At 66.0% G+C, this 16,360-nt stretch carries 16 protein-coding genes; 5 read left to right on the forward strand and 11 right to left on the reverse strand.

What is annotated here, in order from left to right; all coding sequences use genetic code 11:
• Positions 1-42: 42 nt before the first annotated feature.
• The 4 genes from htpX to DUGA2_RS16345 form a co-directional block, all read right to left on the reverse strand.
• Positions 43-927: a protease HtpX gene (gene htpX, locus DUGA2_RS16330; protein ID WP_070270335.1), complete on the reverse strand. Its 885-nt coding sequence runs from the start codon at positions 925-927 to the stop codon at positions 43-45.
• A 131-nt stretch (positions 928-1,058) separates the two neighbouring features.
• Positions 1,059-1,892, reverse strand: coding sequence for a 3',5'-nucleoside bisphosphate phosphatase (locus DUGA2_RS16335; protein ID WP_070270333.1), 834 nt, complete (start codon positions 1,890-1,892; stop codon positions 1,059-1,061).
• Positions 1,893-1,921: 29 nt separating this feature from the next.
• Positions 1,922-2,962: a threonine/serine dehydratase gene (locus tag DUGA2_RS16340; RefSeq protein ID WP_070270332.1), complete on the reverse strand. Its 1,041-nt coding sequence runs from the start codon at positions 2,960-2,962 to the stop codon at positions 1,922-1,924.
• 251 nt (positions 2,963-3,213) lie between these two features.
• The gene (locus DUGA2_RS16345; RefSeq protein WP_070270330.1) at positions 3,214-4,098 is read right to left on the reverse strand and encodes an alpha/beta fold hydrolase; all 885 of its coding nucleotides are present in this window, start codon (positions 4,096-4,098) and stop codon (positions 3,214-3,216) included.
• A gap of 155 nt (positions 4,099-4,253) precedes the next feature.
• On the opposite strand from DUGA2_RS16345, the gene DUGA2_RS16350 reads away from it, so the two are divergent.
• Together DUGA2_RS16350 and hslO are read left to right on the forward strand one after the other, a co-directional pair.
• A complete protein-coding gene (locus DUGA2_RS16350; RefSeq protein WP_008451088.1) occupies positions 4,254-4,778 on the forward strand; it encodes a gamma carbonic anhydrase family protein in 525 nt (174 codons plus the stop codon).
• Between the two features lie 3 nt (positions 4,779-4,781).
• Complete coding sequence (hslO, locus tag DUGA2_RS16355; protein ID WP_070270329.1) at positions 4,782-5,747, forward strand: Hsp33 family molecular chaperone HslO; 966 nt, start codon at positions 4,782-4,784, stop codon at positions 5,745-5,747.
• A gap of 106 nt (positions 5,748-5,853) precedes the next feature.
• Here hslO and DUGA2_RS16360 read toward each other — a convergent pair whose 3' ends face one another.
• Genes DUGA2_RS16360 through DUGA2_RS16370 form a run of 3 tightly spaced genes read right to left on the reverse strand, consistent with a single transcriptional unit; the run spans position 5,854 to position 7,491 of the window.
• Complete coding sequence (locus tag DUGA2_RS16360; protein WP_070270327.1) at positions 5,854-6,417, reverse strand: GNAT family N-acetyltransferase; 564 nt, start codon at positions 6,415-6,417, stop codon at positions 5,854-5,856.
• Positions 6,418-6,424: 7 nt separating this feature from the next.
• Complete coding sequence (locus tag DUGA2_RS16365) at positions 6,425-7,165, reverse strand: hypothetical protein (RefSeq protein WP_070270325.1); 741 nt, start codon at positions 7,163-7,165, stop codon at positions 6,425-6,427.
• 2 nt (positions 7,166-7,167) lie between these two features.
• Positions 7,168-7,491: a hypothetical protein gene (locus DUGA2_RS16370; protein ID WP_070270323.1), complete on the reverse strand. Its 324-nt coding sequence runs from the start codon at positions 7,489-7,491 to the stop codon at positions 7,168-7,170.
• A 120-nt stretch (positions 7,492-7,611) separates the two neighbouring features.
• Between DUGA2_RS16370 and DUGA2_RS16375 the strand changes: the two genes are divergently transcribed.
• Both DUGA2_RS16375 and DUGA2_RS16380 read left to right on the forward strand, forming a co-directional pair.
• Positions 7,612-10,008 (forward strand): TonB-dependent receptor, encoded by a 2,397-nt coding sequence (locus DUGA2_RS16375; RefSeq protein WP_070270321.1) that lies wholly within the window; start codon positions 7,612-7,614, stop codon positions 10,006-10,008.
• Positions 10,008-11,183 carry a glycerophosphodiester phosphodiesterase gene (locus tag DUGA2_RS16380; RefSeq protein ID WP_070270318.1) on the forward strand — a complete coding sequence of 392 codons (1,176 nt, stop codon included), beginning with the start codon at positions 10,008-10,010 and terminating at the stop codon, positions 11,181-11,183. The genes DUGA2_RS16375 and DUGA2_RS16380 overlap by 1 nt, the downstream gene beginning before the upstream one ends.
• Positions 11,184-11,280: 97 nt before the next feature.
• Here DUGA2_RS16380 and DUGA2_RS16385 read toward each other — a convergent pair whose 3' ends face one another.
• Both DUGA2_RS16385 and DUGA2_RS16390 read right to left on the reverse strand, forming a co-directional pair.
• Positions 11,281-12,669: an ATP-binding protein gene (locus tag DUGA2_RS16385; RefSeq protein WP_229214700.1), complete on the reverse strand. Its 1,389-nt coding sequence runs from the start codon at positions 12,667-12,669 to the stop codon at positions 11,281-11,283.
• On the reverse strand, positions 12,666-13,358 hold the full coding sequence (locus tag DUGA2_RS16390; RefSeq protein WP_070270316.1) for a response regulator: 693 nt from the start codon (positions 13,356-13,358) through the stop codon (positions 12,666-12,668). Before DUGA2_RS16390 ends, DUGA2_RS16385 begins: the two co-directional genes overlap by 4 nt.
• 157 nt (positions 13,359-13,515) lie before the next feature.
• Between DUGA2_RS16390 and DUGA2_RS16395 the strand changes: the two genes are divergently transcribed.
• On the forward strand, positions 13,516-14,295 hold the full coding sequence (locus tag DUGA2_RS16395) for a MipA/OmpV family protein (protein WP_168167798.1): 780 nt from the start codon (positions 13,516-13,518) through the stop codon (positions 14,293-14,295).
• On the opposite strand, the gene DUGA2_RS34520 is transcribed toward DUGA2_RS16395, so the two are convergent.
• Both DUGA2_RS34520 and DUGA2_RS16410 read right to left on the reverse strand, forming a co-directional pair.
• Positions 14,289-15,044, reverse strand: coding sequence for a DUF4440 domain-containing protein (locus tag DUGA2_RS34520; RefSeq protein WP_083296344.1), 756 nt, complete (start codon positions 15,042-15,044; stop codon positions 14,289-14,291). The two genes, DUGA2_RS16395 and DUGA2_RS34520, sit on opposite strands and share 7 nt — an antisense overlap.
• Positions 15,045-15,092: 48 nt before the next feature.
• Positions 15,093-16,358, reverse strand: a complete 1,266-nt coding sequence (locus DUGA2_RS16410; RefSeq protein ID WP_070270313.1) for an FAD/NAD(P)-binding oxidoreductase — start codon at positions 16,356-16,358, stop codon at positions 15,093-15,095.
• Positions 16,359-16,360 lie beyond the last annotated feature (2 nt).

The following is a 16,360-nucleotide window of genomic DNA, read 5'->3' on the forward strand; positions in this document are numbered from 1 at the left end:
TGGCCGCTGCCGGGGCATGCTCCCGGCCGCTGTTGATAACGCTTAGGATTGTACGCTACGCAGGGCGGCAATACGCTGTTCGAACGGCGGATGGGTCGAAAACAGCGCGCCCCAGCCACCGGCGCCGGTGATGCCGGCCGCCGCGATCGACTGCGGCAAGGCGCCCGGCTCCATGCCGTTCAGGCGGGCCAGCGCGTGCTGCATCGGCACGCTGCTGCCCAGCAGCTTGGCGGAACCGGCGTCGGCGCGGAATTCGCGCTGGCGCGAGAACCAGGCCACGATCAGCGAGGCGGCCAGGCCGAAGATGATCTCGCACACGAACACCGTCACCATGTAGCCGATGCCGGGGCCACGACGCTCGTTGTCGTTATTCTTCAGCAGCATGTTGTCGACGAAGAAACCCACCACCCGCGCCAGGAACACCACGAAGGTATTCACCACGCCCTGGATCAGGGTCATCGTCACCATGTCGCCGTTGGCGATGTGGGCGACTTCGTGGCCCAGCACGGCTTCGACCTCGTCGCGGTTCATGTTTTCCAGCAGGCCGGTGGACACCGCCACCAGCGCCGAGTTCTTGAAGGCGCCGGTGGCGAAGGCGTTCGGCTCGCCGTCGTAGACCGCCACTTCCGGCATGCCGATGCCGGCGCGCTCGGACAGCGCCTTGACGGTGTTGACCAGCCACAGCTCGGTCGACGACGACGGCGCGGCGATCACGCGGGCGCCGGTCGACCACTTGGCCATCGGCTTGCTGATCAGCAGCGAGAAGATCGCGCCGGTAAAGCCCACCACCAGCGAAAACGCCAGCAGGCTGCCCAGCTGCAGCGTGCTGCCCGATCCCGGACGGCCTATGCCCAGCAGCGACAGGACGATGGACAGCACCAACATCACGGCGAGGTTGGTGGCGATAAACAGGATGATGCGTTTCATGGGAAGGTCTCCGGTACAGGCAAAAAATTTGCCCAAATCATAAGGTATGACCGTGCGAACGCAAATTCAAGATACAAGCTCTTACATCGCGCCGGTAATCGGCGCGCGCATCTACCGTCGACATTTACCGCTTAAAACCAGTCGTGCCAGACGGGTGTGACATTAGCCGGCAGCGGCGGCAGCAGCGCGAAATCGACGCGGGACTCGCCCGGTGCATGGAAATCCGTGCCGCGCGAGGCCAGGAAGCCGTAGCTGTTGGCCAGCTGCGCGTAGACCGCGTACTGGTCCGGCGTGTGGCTGCCGGTGACGACCTCGATCGCCGTGCCGCCCAGCTGCTTGAACTCGTCGAACAGCTGGCCCTGGGCCAGTTGGCTGAACTTGTAGCGGCCCGGGTGGGCGATCACGGCGACGCCGCCGGCGCCGCGTATCCAGTTGACCGAGTCGGCCAGCGTGGCCCAGCAGTGCGGCACGTAGCCCGGCTTGCCTTCGGACAGGTATTTCTTGAACACTTCGGGAATGTTGGCGCAGGCGCCCACTTCCACCAGGTAGCGCGCAAAGTGGGTGCGCGACATCAAGTCGGGATTGCCGACGTACTTGAGCGCGCCCTCGTAGGCATCCGGTATCCCGGCCTTGGCCAGCTGATGGGCTATTTCGCGGCCACGGTTGTCGCGGCCGGAACGGGTGCGGGCCAGGCCCTCGACCAGCCCGGTATTGTGCTCGTCGATCTGCAGGCCGACGATGTGCACGGTTTCGTTGGCCCAGGTGATGGAAATCTCCACCCCTGTGACGAAGCGCATGCCCTGCTCCTGGGCGGCGGTACGGGCGGCGGCGATGCCGCCCACTTCGTCATGATCGGTCAAGGCCCACACGTCCACCCCCGCCTTGCGCGCGTGCTGCGCCACGGCGGCCGGCGCGAGGACGCCGTCGGAAACATTGGAATGGCAGTGCAGATCGACTTTCAACATATGGCTCAATGATTACGGCAATGAAGTGATCATTGTACGCTGCCTGCGCTCAAACCATGTGCCGCCGCGTCAAGCCCGGCGCTGCGGACGCGCGCGCCCCGCGCCAGCAGCTCGGCGAAGCGCACCGGATCGATGTTCGAGCCGCACACCAGCAGCGCCACGCGCTTGCCGGCCAGCCGCCCGCGCAGCGGCCCGAACAACGCGGCAGTGGCCACCGCCGCCGCCGGTTCGGCCACCAGCTTGGCGTCGCGGAACAGGTGCAGCATCGCCAGGCAGATCTCGTCGTCGCTGACCCGCACCACCTCGTCGACAAAGCGCCGGCACACGCCGAAACTGTAGGCCATCGCATATGGCGCCCCCAGGCTGTCGGCCACGGTGTCGACCCGCTCCAAGGCCTCCGGCACGCCCGAGGCAAAGCTGCGGTACAGCGCATCGGCGCCGTAGGGCTCCACGCCGTACACGGCGCAGGCAGGGTTGACCTGCTTGACGGCGGCGGCGATGCCGGCGCACAGGCCGCCGCCGCCCACCGGCACCACCACTGCGTCCAGTTGCGGGATCTGCGCCATCAGTTCCAGGCCGATGGTGGCCGTGCCCTGCGCCGTCAGCGGCCCCTCGTAGGGATGCAGCATGGTGCGCGCCTCGTCGCGCTCGATCTCGCGGCCGCGCGCGAAGGCCTGGTGCACATCGGGCATCAGCAGCACTTCGGCGCCCAGCTCGCGGCAGGCGGCGATGCGGGCCGGGCTGGCGTGCTGCGGCATCACCACCTTGGCGCCGCACCCGGCCAGCCGCGCGGTGTAGGCCGCCGCGATCGCATGGTTGCCGGCGCTGACGGCGACGACGCCGCGCCGCCGTGCCGCCTCGTCCAGCGCGGCGATGCAATTGAGGGCGCCGCGCAGCTTGAAGGTGCCGGTCTTCTGGAACAATTCCAGTTTCAGCCAGACTTCGCCGCCAGCCAATTGCTCTTCGATGACGCCGGTCTGCCAGCGCCACACGGGCGTTTCAAGGATCTTTCCGTGCAGGCGGCGGGCGGTGTCGCGGATCTCGGCCAGCGAGGGATAGGATGTGCTCATGGTGCTGCTCCATAAAATATTCGAGGGAATGCGGGCTGAGCCCGTGGAGGCTGGGGGCGCCGAGCACCGGCGCAGCCGCAGCTCAGCGACCCTGAATAATTCGAATAATGGAGACGGCGGACAGGCTCCGACCGGCCAACGCAACGGCACCAGCGTCGGAAGCGACGTGGCGGCGGGTTGGCAAGATGGTCGGATAAGAGGTCATGTGTTTAATCATGCCAAATAGCCAAGGCCTTGGCAAGCGATTCCGGTCAGCGCGCCAGGAAGGCTTCGATCAGATGGGCCAGCTCCTCGGGCTGGTCGTGGTGCAGCATGTGGCCGGCATCGGCCAGCACCTTGCATTCAACGTCGCGCAAATGGCCCAGGCGCCGCGCCAGCTCGGCACGCCCCTCCTGCTCGCCGCCCATCCAGGTCCACATATTGGTCTGCTCGGCCTCCACCCACAGCACCGGCGCCGTGATGGCGCTCCAGCACGCCATGATGTCTTCCACGTGGTAGGGCAGCGGGCCGGGCTGCTTGTGCGCCGGATCGCCGAGGATTTCCCACTCGCCCGCATCGTTCTGCGCCGACCAGTGCTGCGCCAGGAAGGCCGCGCGCTCGTCGCCCAGGCGCGGATTGGTCTTTTGCAGGCGGGCCGCGACGGCCGCCTGCGACGGGTAGTTGCGCAGCTCCGGCTGCTCCAGCAGCGCGTCCATCCACTTGGCGTAGCGGCCCGGCGCCTGCTCCGGCTTGCTGGAGCGCAGGCCGCCGCCCTCCAGGTTGATCAGCTTGCGGATGCGCTCCGGCCGCGCGCCGGCGTACAGCCCCACCACGTTGCCGCCCATGCTGTGCCCCAGCAGGTTGACCGCCTGGTCCGGCGAGTAATGGCGCAGGATGGCGTCCAGGTCGGCCAGGTAGTCGGGGAACCAGTAGGTATCGCCGCCGCAGCGCTGCGACAGGCCGAAGCCGCGCCAGTCCGGCGCGATCACGTGCCAGTCGCCCTGCAAAGCATCGACCACGAACTGGAACGAGGCGCCGACGTCCATCCAGCCGTGCAGCATGAAGATCTTGGGGGCGCCGTCCCGGCCCCAGTGGCGCACGTGGCAGCGCAGGCCGCGGATGGTCAGGAATTCCGAGCGGGACGAAGTGAAGGTCATGATGGTCCTTGAAAATGCGTAAGCCGGCGCAATATCGGTTGCTTGCCGGCGATGAAGTAAAATAATAGCACGACCGTTCGATAGCCGCTCAAGCGTAAAATAGCGCCATCCCACCGCTCATCAGCGCTGTATTCAGCACTCAACTAAGGTTTCCAATGTCTATATATCAACTGGGCGAACACGCGCCCGAGATCGATGCATCGTCATTTGTTGCCGACTCTGCCACCATCATCGGCAAAGTCAGCCTGCACGCCAACAGCTCGGTGTGGTTCGGTGCGACCCTGCGCGGCGACAACGAACGCATCACCATCGGCGAAAACAGCAATGTCCAGGAAGGCACGGTCATGCACACCGACATGGGCTACCCGCTCACCGTGGGCAGCAACGTCACCATCGGCCACCAGGCCATGCTGCACGGCTGCACCATCGGCGACGGCGCCCTGATCGGCATCCAGGCCGTGATCCTCAACGGCGCCAAGATCGGCAAGGGCTGCCTGGTCGGCGCCGGCGCGCTGGTCACGGAAGGCAAGGAATTCCCGGACCACTCGCTGATTATCGGCTCGCCGGCCAAGGCCGTGCGCACGCTGACCGCCGAAGACGCCGCTCGCCTGCTCGCCAGCGCCGACAGCTACGTCAAGCGCGGCCAACTGTTCAAGACGCAACTCAAAAAGATCGGATAACACATGAGCATTACCCCCATCATCGGCCAGGACACCCTGCAAAAATTCATCTTCGATAACGCCGCCGTGCGCGGCGAGTTCATCGACATTTCCGCCACCTGGCGCGAGGTGCTGTCGCGCCACGCCTACCCTGCCCCGGTCAAGAAGCTGCTGGGCGAGATGGTGGCCGCGGCCGCGCTGCTGTCGGCCAACCTGAAGTTCAACGGCACCATCATCATGCAGATCCATGGCGACGGCCCGCTGCGCCTGCTGGTGGTCGAATGCGACGCCGACCTGAACCTGCGCGCCACCGCCAAGCTCGATCCCGACGCGGCCATCGCCGACGACGCCACGCTGCAGGCGCTGCTGAACGAGCATGGCAAGGGCCGCTTCATCATCACGCTCGACCCGGCCGACAAGATGCCCGGCCAGCAGCCATACCAGGGCATCGTGCCGCTGGACGGCGACGACGTCAGCACCGTCATCGAAAACTACATGCTGCGTTCGGAACAGCTGGACACCAAGCTGTGGCTGGCGGCGGACGACAACGTCTCGCGCGGCCTGCTGCTGCAAAAGCTGCCTTACAACGGCGGCACGACCGCTGCCGAGGCGACGCCGCTGACCGAAGACGACGCGCTGGAAACCTGGAACCGCGCCGTGATCCTGGGCTCGACCCTGAAGCAAGAAGAGATACTGTCGACCACCATCGACGTGCTGATGGAGCGCCTGTTCTGGGAAGAGACCATCCGCGTGTTCGAACCGCTGCACCCGGCCTTCCACTGCACGTGCACGCGCGAGAAGGTCGGCAATATGCTGAAGATGCTGGGCCGCGCCGAAGTCGACAGCGTGCTGGAAGAGCAAGGCCATGTCGGCGTCAACTGCGACTTCTGCGGCCAGCACTACGACTACGACAAGGTCGATTGCGCCCAGCTGTTCGCCACCGACGCGCCGGTCGAAGCGCTGATACCGGCCGGCGAAGTGAAGCACTAAACCCCGCACTGCAGGACGGGGTCTGGGGAGGGCTGCGCCCGCATCTCGCAGTGCGAGATGCCCCCATCCGGGGTCAGCCCCCTAAGTGCTGCGGCTACCGTATCGCTTAGGCGTACGGGGTTTCGCCGTCACGCGGATTAATGAAAGAAGTCAGCACATGATCGGCCCACTCGCCGCCGATCTTCAGATACTTCCTGGCCAGCCCCTCCCGCTCGAAACCCAGCCTACGCAGCAGCTTCTCGCTGCCGCTATTACGGGGCTGGTAGTTCGCCATGATGCGATGCAGTCCGTGAACGTCCAAGATATCCGCAATCGCCGCCACCAGGGCCTCATGCATCAGGCCTTGTCCGGTGTGCCGGCTGTCCAGCGAGAATCCCAGGTGACACGCTTGAAAAGGTCCGCGCACGATATTCGTGAAGCTGCACTCCCCCACCACTTGCGCGCTATGCGGAAACCGCAGCAGCCAATAGACCGCCGAGTTTTCCTCGGCCTGCCGCGCCATCTGGCGGAGTCGTTCCTCAACCGCCTGCATGGTGTAGAACCGGTCGTTGCGTTGAGGCTCCCACGGTTCGAGATGGGCGCGGTTCGCCTCGCGATACGCCAGCAGCGGGGCGCTGTCGGCCATCCGAGGGCGCGTGAGCAGCAGGCGCTCGGTCACCAGTGAGTCCATGCCGGCGTCACTCCGTCAAGGCCTTCGGCGGCGCCAGCTCGGCGCGCGCTGCGGGGTCCGCCACGTAGCGGCTGATGGCGCCGACCAGCACGGGCAAATCGATGCCGAAGTGCGTCGTCAGCAGAAAGATATCGGCGCCCGTCCAGCCACGGCTTTGCCCAACGTACTTCATGAACTTACCCAGCTTGGCGGGCGGCTTGACGTCGCATGTTTCCGGCGCATCGAGCGACAGCAGCAGTACCGGATTGCTGTGCATCTCGCCGGCGGACACCCGCGCTATCCGCTCCCATGGCAACAGCACCGTCCAGCCCCGCACGCCCAACGTCAATCCTTCCGGCGTGAACTCGATGTATTGATTCGGCAGATAGCCGACGGCGACGCCGGCCAGCATCAGCGCGCCCACGCCGACGATCACCCAAAAACTGAGCCAGACCAGGTACGGCGCGGCGGGACTGAAGACCAGCAACACGACGCCCAAGCCCAGCAGCAAGCCGCCGAACAAGACCAGCCGCAGCCGCGAAGGCCGGATGCGCACGCCGCCGACGACCTGGATCCCATCCACCCGCTGCCGCGCATAGCGCCGCTTGCGCACTATCGTGTTGATCCCCACTGCGGCGCACATGCCGAAGAAGGCGATGGTCGTCACGCCGGTATTGAGGTCGCGCGGCAGTATCACCGCCCCCATCAGGACAAACATGGTGCCGATCGCGGCCAGCGCCCAGTCCCGCAAGCCCGGTTTGGTATCCATGCTCAGTACTTGGCGCAGCGGATTTCCATCACGTCGATGGAACCCAGGGTCTGGGCGGAGGTGGTGCTGCGCACCAGATCGACCCGCTCGACGCAGGAGCCGCGCAGCAAACGCTCCTGGTTGCGGGTGCAGATCGTCACCGTGCCGGCCGAACTGGTATTGCAGTAGAAGCCCTCGGTCCGCATGCGCACCAGCGCCTGATCCAGCGGCATGCCAGGCTGCACCGTCTGCGTGATGAAGTTGCCCAGCGCGGCCTGGTTCACCGTATAGCAGCCGGCCAGTTGAGCTACCAACCCCGCCAGCGCCAGCATCAAAAGTTTGCGCATCGTGATCCTCTCTCTATTTGCAGCCAGCAGTGTATCTCACCGGCGTCATGATCCGGTAACACTCAGTGCCTATCATGCGCAAAGTTTTCATTTCCCTCCAACTGGTATTCAAGGCCGATCATGAACAAGAAATTATCCGCAGTGTGCTTCGCCGCGCTGAGCTTCCCCATGCTGGCGATGGCCGCCAACGTCGCCGCCGCCGTGGCCGACATGGCCGCCGACGCACCGGCTACCGCAGCCGGCCACGCTACGGAAGCCGAAGCGGCCGCTGCCGCTCCGGTCGCCACGATCGAGATCGCCACCCGCAGAACCCGCTCCTCGGTCGCGCTGACCAAGGGCGACATGCAGAAGATCCTGCCGGGCATTAACCCGTTGAAGGCCTTGCAAACCCTGCCCGGCGTGAGCTTCCAGACCGCCGACCCATGGGGCAACAACGAGCAGAACCTGTCGCTGTTCATCCACGGCTTCAGCGGCCCGCAGCTGGGCTACACCATGGACGGCGTACCGCTCGGCGACCAGCAGTACGGCAACTACAACGGCCTGTCGCCACAGCGCGCCGTCATCAGCGAGAACGTCGGCAACGTCATCCTGTCGTCCGGCGCCGGCGACCTGTCGACCGCGTCCACCAGCAACCTGGGCGGCACCATCGAGACCTTCTCCAGCGATCCGCAGCGCAGCCGCAACCTGGCGGTGCAGCAGACCGTCGGCAGCTACAACACCTCGCGCACCTTCCTGCGCTACGACACCGGCGACTTCGGCAGCGGCAACAGCGCCTACATCTCGGCCGTCCACCACGAGCAGAAGGCCTGGGACTTCAACGGCCGCCAGGGCGGCGACCAGGTCAACGCCAAGTTCGTCAACCAGAGCAACGCCGGCAAGCTGACGCTGTTCTTCAACTATTCGGACAAGATCGAGCCGAACGAAGACGCCACCGTGCGCTCGGCCACCGAGAAGTACCAGCCGTACACCCGTCCGTTCATGTACCCGAACTTCCAGACCGCGCTGAGCTACCTGTCGCCGACCGGCGCCACGCCTGCGGCCGAAGGCAACAACTACCGCAACTACTACAGCGACGCCCAGCGCAAGGACTACCTGACCTACGCCAAGTTCGACATGAACATCGGCGAATCGACCACCTGGTCCAACCAGGTCTACTACCACAACGACGACGGCGTCGGCGTGGTGGCCGGCCCGATCGGCGTGGCCGGCCTGCCTGGCCTGTTCGCGGTCTACTTCCCGGGCCAGAACCTGAAGCAGGTGTTCGGCAACTCCGGCTACGCCACCCGCACCACCGAATACGCGATCAACCGCAACGGCTGGCTGTCCACGCTGACCAGCGAATTCGGCAACCACAAGCTGCAAGGCGGCCTGTGGCTGGAGCACAACCGCTCGTCGGCCTACCGCCGCTGGTACGCGCTGGACGTGAACAACCCAAGCTCGCCGTACGACCGTCCGAGCAATCCGCTGATCACGCAGTACGGCAGCGAGATCAACAACAAGGTCGCGCAGATCCACGTGCAGGACGAATGGCGCGTGCGCGACGACCTGGCGCTGCAAGCCGGCTTCAAGTCCAGCCTGCAGTTTGCCGACGGCCAGTTCCCGGTGCAGCCGGCCAAGGGCGCCATCGCCAACGGTTCGCTGGCCCTGCCGGTCGGCGAGATCATCACCAAGAAATGGTTCCTGCCGCAGGTCGGCGCGCGCTGGGACATCACGCCGCAAGACCAGATGTTCGTCAACGTGCAAAAGAACATGCGCCAGTTCGTCACCTACGGCGGCGGCGGCGCCTCGCCGTGGAGCCTGGCGAGCCAGGCCGCGTTCGACCTGTTCAAGAGCAGCGCCAAGCCCGAGACCTCGATCACCTATGAGCTGGGCATGCGCACCAGCCACCAGCTGGACCTGGGCCCGCTCAAGGCCTTCGATGGCCAGGTCAACCTGTACCACGTCGACTTCAAGGACCGCCTGCTGACCATCAGCCCGACGCCGGTGATCACCTCCATCATCGGCGGCAATCCGGTGCTGGCCAACGTCGGCAGCGTCAAGACCGACGGCATCGACATCTCCGGCACGCTGCACTTCGGCCGCATGTTCTCGTTCTACGATGCGGTGTCGTTCAACCGCTCGACCTACTCGGACAACTACAACAACGGCAAGGATGTCGTGCCGACCTCCGGCAAGGCCGTGCCGGGCAGCCCTGAGTGGATGAACAAATTCGTCGCCACGATGACCGTGGCCGACACCGAGTTCCAGCTGATCGGCGACTACGTCGGCAAGCGCTACGCCACCTACACCAACGACCTGGACGTGCCGAGCTACTTCCTGATGAGCCTGGGCGTATCGGGCAAGCTGCCCTTCCTGAACAACAGCTGGGTGAAGAACGCGCGCTACCGTTTGAACGTCAGCAACCTGGCCAATCGCGAAGGCAGCCTGAACGTGGTGGTCGGCGCGGCCAGCGGGACTTACAATACCTTCCCGATTGCACCACGTCAGGGCTTCCTGACTTTGATGGCGGACTTCTGATGAACGGACTGTATTTACCTCAACGCCTGTCGCGGCGCGGCTTCATCCAGACGGCGGCCGCCGCCGGCGCCGCGCTGATGCTGCCCGGCTCCGTGCTGGCGGCCACTGCTCCGGCCTCGCCGGACCTGTCCGGCATGCCGGGCGTGGGCGCGGTCGGCGCGGGGACCAAGACCCCGCTGGTGTTCGGCCACCGTGGCGCCAGCGCGCTGCGCCCCGAGCACACGCTGGCGTCGTACGCCAAGGCCATCGCCGACGGCGCCGACTACATCGAACCCGACCTGTGCAGCACCAGGGATGGCGTGCTGGTCGCGCGCCATGAAGCCTTCCTCAGCGAAACCACCGACGTCGCCAGCCATCCCGAGTTCGCCAGCCGCAAGACGCGCAAGACCATCGACGGCGAAACCCACGAAGGCTGGTTCGTCGACGACTTCACGCTGGCCGAGCTGAAGACGCTGCGCGCGGTCGAGCGCCTGCCGCAGTACCGTCCCGGCAGCGCCCGGTACGACGGCATGTTCCAGGTGCTGACGTTCGAAGAGATCATCGACTTCACGGCGGCGGAAGCGGCGGCGCGCGGGCGCATCATCGGCCTGGTGCCGGAGCTCAAGCATTCGACGTATTTCGCCAGCGTTGGTTTGCCGCTGGAAGACCGGTTCCTGTCCATCCTGGCCGCGCACGACTACACGCGCCGCAACCCGGTCGAGATCCAATCGTTCGAAGTGGCCAACCTGAAGTACATGCGCGGCAAGCTGGGCCAGCGCGCCAACCTGCGCCTGATGCAGTTGGTGATCGCCGAGAACGTGCGGCCGATGGATGTGGCCAAGGCCGGCGGCACGCTGACCTTCGCGCAGATGTGCACGCCGGCCGGCCTGCGCGACATCGCCCAATACGCCGACGTGGTGGCGCCGCCGACGCGCGCGCTGATCCCGTTGAAGAAGGACGGCAGCCTGGATCAGGCCAGCTCGCTGGTGGATGACGCGCACAAGGTGGGCTTGCGGGTGGAGCCTTGGACCTTCCGTCCGGAGAATCATTTCCTGGCAGCGGACTTCCGCAACAATGCGGGAGATACGGCGCGCAACGAGGCGGGTTCCATCGCCGAGATCAAGCGCTACATCGCCACCGGCATGGACGGCTTCTTCACCGACGACCCGGCGCTGGGCCGGGCCGCGCTCGCCTGAAAGGCTGGGGTCAAGTCTGACATTCGGACACGAGCTCTACAGCAATAGCTGTAGAGCTCGTGTCCGAATGTCAGACTTGACCCCATCAAAGCGGGATTTACGCCAGCGGCAGCTGTACTTGCGCCAGCAGGCCGCCGCCCTGTGCGTCGCCCAGCTCGATGCGGCCGCCGTGGCTGGCCGCCGCCGAGGCGGCAATCGCCAGCCCCAAGCCGCTGCCGCTCTTGGTCTGCTGCGGATCGCGGAAAAACCGGTCGAACACGCGCACGCGCAACGCCGGCGCGATGCCCGGACCCTGGTCCTCCACCGTCAACAAAGCCTGCCCCGCCGCCCGCGACAAACTCACCCTGACCACGCCATGCGGCGGACTATACTTGATCGCGTTCTCGACCAGATTGTCCACCAGCGACACCAGGCTCTCGCGCTGCCCCATCACGCTCACCGGCTCGGCCACCGACAGCTCCAGCTCGACGCCATCGCGCGACGCCAGCCCCGACAAGGCCGCCAGCCTGTCCTGCAGCAAGGCGTCCAGCGCCAGCGGCGCGTGCGGCTCGTCGCCGGTGGCGTCGCTGCGCATCAGCTGCAGCAGCTGCCCCACCAGCCGCCCGGCGCGGTTGCCGCTGCTGAGGATGCCGTTCAACAGCTCGCGCTGCACCGGCCCGTTGTCCTGTCCCTGCAAGGCTTCCGCATTGACGCGCATGGCCGCCAGCGGCGTGCGCAGTTCGTGCGCGGCGTCGGCGATGAAGCTGCGTTCGCGCAGCGCGCTCTGGCTGACCCGCAGCAGCAAGGCGTTGACGCTGTCGACCATCGCCGCCAGCTCGCGGTGCGGCGGCCTGAAATGCAGGGGCGTCAGATCATGCGGGCCGCGTGCCGCCACCTCCTGCGCCACCCGCCGCCAAGGCCGCATCGCGATGCGGATCGACCACCATGCCGGCAAGGGCAGGAGCGGCAAGCTGATCAGCAAAGGCAACAGGAAGTAGCCGCGGGAATTGATCTTCATGAATAAATTCATCCAACCGACCGGCGCCGCCAATGTCACCAGGGTGTCCGAGCGGTGCGAGCGCATGCTGCGTGCGCGGTAGCGTTCGCCTTGAAGATACACGGTCTCCAGCTCGTCCAAGCCCTTGCCGCGCAGGCCGGGAAAGGCCCCCTTGGATAGGTAGATCAGGCGCCCGCCCTGCCAGACCATCAGCATCGGCCCCAGGGAATGCAACCCGCTGGCATCGAAATCTTCGCGCTGCGCGTCGTCGAAGGCGAGCAGGATTTTTTGCTGCAGCGCCGGCTGGCTGGCCAGGTTCTCGGCCACGCTGAAGACCGCATCGAACGACTTGGGCGAACTCAGATAGCTGATGCTGTCGCCGCCCTCATAAATGATCAGGGCGATCACGCCGCCCCACATCACCAGCACCAGCGCCACCTGCACCACCATCAGCCGCCGCACCAGCGTCGGCTCGGCGACCACGCGCCACAGGCGCCGCAGCAGAATCACGCGGCACCGCCGCGCGCCTGCTGGTCGATCACGTAGCCAATGCCGCGCACGGTGCGGATATAGCCCTCGCCTATCTTGCGCCGCAGGTTGGCCATGTGCACGTCCAGCGTGTTGCTGGCGTTGGTCTGGCTGCCCGGCAGCGTTTGTTCCTCCAGCACGCGCCGCGTCAGCACGCGGTCGGTACGCATCATCAACATCTTGAGCAGCGCGTATTCGCTGGCGGTCAGCTCCACGGTGCGCCCGCCGACGCTGACGCGCCGCGTCGGCGCATGCAGCACCAGGCCGCGCACCTCGATGGTCTCGCCGTCGAAGCCGTAGCTGCGCCGCGCCAGCGCGCGCACCCGCGACAGCAGCTCGGCCAGCACGAAGGGTTTGACCAGGTAATCGTCGGCGCCCCGGTCGAGGCCGGACAAGCGGTCATCCAGCGTATCGCGCGCGCTGAGGATGAGCACCGGCAGGCCGCCGCTGTCGCCCTGCACCGGATTGCGACGCAACTGGGCGAGCAGGGTCAGGCCGTCGCCGTCCGGCAGGCCCAGGTCGAGCAGCACCAGGTCGCAACCATCATGCGCCAGGCTGCGTGAGGCGTCGTCCAGGGTGCGCACCCAGACCACGTCCATGCCCTGCTCCGACAGCGCGATGCGCACGCCGTTGCCCAGGTCCAGGTCGTCTTCTATCAGCAGGATTTTCATAGGCGGTATTAGACCATCCGAATCTGAAGATGAGCTAAAGACCCGTCTTCATGCTTTCTTCATCAAAGGCTCAGATTGCCTTCATGCGTGTTGAACATACTGCACGCAGTTTACCGGGCCATTGGGGCTCCGGTACTACTTTTGAATGGACTTCACCATGAATTTACGCCTGATCTCCGCTGCAGCCGCCTGCCTGCTGCTGCCCACCCTGGCCGTTGCGGCCGACGACAGCCAACTCATGCTCGGTGGCGGCGTGGCCGCCGGTGCGCGCTACTCCGGTTCCAAGCAGAACGCCGTCGCACCGGTGATCCTGATCGACTACAGCCACGCCAGCGGCTTCTTCGCCAGCACCCTGCGCGGCATCGGCTACGGCGGCGAAGGCGGCCCGTTGACCTACAGCGCGGCGCTGGGCTATCGCGGCGACCGCAAGGAAAAGAATGAGAAAGGATTGTTCGGCAACACCGGCAGCGCCAACCTGAAGGGCATGGGCGACATCAAGGGCAGCGCCAACGCCATGCTGAGCCTGGGCTACAAGCCGATCCCTTTGCTGGAGTTGAACGTCAGCGCCGACATCCCGCTGTCGCAGCGCGAGAACGGCAAGACCTTCCACACCGGCATAACCGCGCATTTGCTGGATGCTCCCAAAGATCAGATTTCGCTGGGCGTCGGGGCCGGCTTTGCCGACAGCAAATACGCGCAGACCTACTACGGCGTCACCGCCAAGCAGGCGAGCACGTCCAAGTTCAAGGCTTACCAGGCGAAGTCCGGCCTGTACGAAGCCAACGTCATGCTGACATGGCAGCACAAGCTCGACCAGAAATGGGGCATCACCACGATGGTGGGCGCCACCCATCTGCTGCGCGAAGCCTCGCGCAGCCCGCTCACCGAGCGCAAGACCAGTCCTACCGCCGCGGTCTACGTCAGCTACGCCTACTGAAGCACGGGGCTGCTGTGGACGACGGCCAATTGCCACGCGCCGTTGTCCGCCTGCCGCCAGATGCGGGTGAAGCGCAGCAAGGTGTCGAAGCCCTGACCGCCGTACTGGCCGCCGAGCTTGACGAGGATGGACGTCATCGGCAGCGCAGCGCCGCCCAGCACTTTCAGCTCGACCGTTTCCACGCTGCGCAAACGCAGCGTGCCGGAACGGTGCAGCTCCAGGTCTTGCGCCTTGTCGATGATCTGTCCCATGTGGTTGGTGAAGAGCAAATCCTCCGCCAGGATGCGGTCCAGCGCCGCCACGTCCGACGCCTGCATGGCCAGACGTAGCTGTTCCTCGGCGTCGCGGATTTCCACATGGCGCTTCAGCGCCACCAGCACGTCGGGGAAATCGCCCACCACCATCGGCCCGAATTCCGCTTCCTGCGGGCCGGTGATCTCGGTGCTGTAGCTGATGCGCGTGAGGCCGGACGGCAGCGCTTCGATGCGGTGGAACACCAGCACGCGGTTGCCGTCGATGACGGTCTCGTCGGTGAACTCCTGGTTCTCGCGCACGGTCAACAGGGTGCTGGTGAAGATGTCGTCGCCCGGCACCTGCATCGTGAAGCGCGTGCCGTCGGCGAACGGTCCGTGCAGTTCGATATTAACGATGCCGGCGTTCCACTGCTTCCAGCCGGCGACGTCGGACCACAACGCCCAGACGGCCGCCGGCGTGGCGCTTGTTTCTATGCTTGCTACATGTGTCCACATGGAATTGTCCTTGATTCAATGGAGAGCGCAGCATAGCCAAGTATTGATTTAAATGCAATCGATGTCCGGCCCGGCCAACCACTCCCGCCCCTTCAGCATGGCCCGCCAGTACAAGGGCGGCAGCACATGCCGTTTGAGCAGCCAGGCCAGCCGCGACGGGCGGGTGCCGTCGATCAGCCAGCCGGGCAGACTGGGCGACAAGCGGCCGCCGTAGCAAAATTCGGCCAGCACCACCTTGCCGCGCGCTACCGTCAGCGGGCAGGCGCCGTAGCCGTCATAGCGCGCCAGGCCTCGCGCCCCGCGCTTGACGCCGCGCAGCGCGGCCAATACATTGTGCGCCACCACCGGCGCCTGGCGGCGGGCGGCGGCGACGGTCTTGGCGTTGCCGCAGTTGACGACGTCGCCCAGCGCGTGGATGTTGCCCCATTGCTTGTGCATCAGCGTGGCCGGATCAACGTCGAGCCAGCCGCCCGCATCGGCCAGCAGGCTGCCGCGTATGAAATCGGGCGGCGTCTGCGGCGGCACCACGTGCAGCAGGTCGAAGCCGCGCTGGATTTCCTCGCTGCCGCCATCCGGCAAGGCGCGGCGGAAGGTCGCCGTCCTGGCAGCGCCGTCCACTGCGACCAGCGTGTGACCGAAACGCAGGTCGATGCCATAAGCGTCGACATACTCCATCAACGCCGGCACATAATCCGCAACGCCGAACAGCACCGCGCCGGCGCTGCAGAATTCAATTTCGATATCGCCCAGCACGCCGTTGCGGCGCCAGTGGTCGGCCGCCAGGTACATCGCCTTTTGCGGCGCGCCCGCGCACTTGATCGGCATGGCCGGCTGGGTGAACAGCGCGCGGCCGCCGCGCAGCTGCCGCACCATCTGCCAGGTGTAGGGCGCCAGCCGGTACAGGTAGTTCGAGGTGACGCCGTTGCGGCCCAGCGTCTCCGACAGTCCGGCTATGGCGTCCCAGTCCAGCTTCAGGCCGGGGCACACCACCAGCTGGCTGTAGTGCAGCATGCCGCCGTCGGCCAGCACGACGGCGTCGCGCTGCGGCGCGAAGCCGGCCACCGCCGCCCTGATCCAGCGCGCGCCGCGCGGCATGGCCCTCTCCATCGGCCGGGCCGTGGCGGCGCTGCGCATCGCGCCGCCGCCCACCAGCGTCCAGCCGGGCTGGTAGTAGTGGATGTCGCCCGGTTCGACGATGGCGACATCCAGCCCGGGCTGCCGCGCCAGCAGGCTGGCCGCCGTGGCGATGCCGGCCGCGCCGCCGCCGACGATGACCACCGAATGCCTGGCCGACATGGGGCTGTGCGTCAACATGG

This window comes from Duganella sp. HH101, from assembly GCF_001758795.1.
GTDB lineage: Bacteria > Pseudomonadota > Gammaproteobacteria > Burkholderiales > Burkholderiaceae_D > Rugamonas > Rugamonas rivuli.

Bases quoted from the DNA above. Each gene is read 5' to 3' on its own strand.
- htpX (WP_070270335.1), bottom strand. From the start codon at position 927: ATGAAACGCATCATCCTGTTTATCGCCACCAACCTCGCCGTGATGTTG.
- DUGA2_RS16335 (WP_070270333.1), bottom strand. From the start codon at position 1,892: ATGTTGAAAGTCGATCTGCACTGCCATTCCAATGTTTCCGACGGCGTC.
- DUGA2_RS16340 (WP_070270332.1), bottom strand. From the start codon at position 2,962: ATGAGCACATCCTATCCCTCGCTGGCCGAGATCCGCGACACCGCCCGC.
- DUGA2_RS16345 (WP_070270330.1), bottom strand. From the start codon at position 4,098: ATGACCTTCACTTCGTCCCGCTCGGAATTCCTGACCATCCGCGGCCTG.
- DUGA2_RS16350 (WP_008451088.1), top strand. From the start codon at position 4,254: ATGTCTATATATCAACTGGGCGAACACGCGCCCGAGATCGATGCATCG.
- hslO (WP_070270329.1), top strand. From the start codon at position 4,782: ATGAGCATTACCCCCATCATCGGCCAGGACACCCTGCAAAAATTCATC.
- DUGA2_RS16360 (WP_070270327.1), bottom strand. From the start codon at position 6,417: ATGGACTCACTGGTGACCGAGCGCCTGCTGCTCACGCGCCCTCGGATG.
- DUGA2_RS16365 (WP_070270325.1), bottom strand. From the start codon at position 7,165: ATGGATACCAAACCGGGCTTGCGGGACTGGGCGCTGGCCGCGATCGGC.
- DUGA2_RS16370 (WP_070270323.1), bottom strand. From the start codon at position 7,491: ATGCGCAAACTTTTGATGCTGGCGCTGGCGGGGTTGGTAGCTCAACTG.
- DUGA2_RS16375 (WP_070270321.1), top strand. From the start codon at position 7,612: ATGAACAAGAAATTATCCGCAGTGTGCTTCGCCGCGCTGAGCTTCCCC.
- DUGA2_RS16380 (WP_070270318.1), top strand. From the start codon at position 10,008: ATGAACGGACTGTATTTACCTCAACGCCTGTCGCGGCGCGGCTTCATC.
- DUGA2_RS16390 (WP_070270316.1), bottom strand. From the start codon at position 13,358: ATGAAAATCCTGCTGATAGAAGACGACCTGGACCTGGGCAACGGCGTG.
- DUGA2_RS16395 (WP_168167798.1), top strand. From the start codon at position 13,516: ATGAATTTACGCCTGATCTCCGCTGCAGCCGCCTGCCTGCTGCTGCCC.
- DUGA2_RS34520 (WP_083296344.1), bottom strand. From the start codon at position 15,044: ATGTGGACACATGTAGCAAGCATAGAAACAAGCGCCACGCCGGCGGCC.
- DUGA2_RS16410 (WP_070270313.1), bottom strand. From the start codon at position 16,358: ATGTTGACGCACAGCCCCATGTCGGCCAGGCATTCGGTGGTCATCGTC.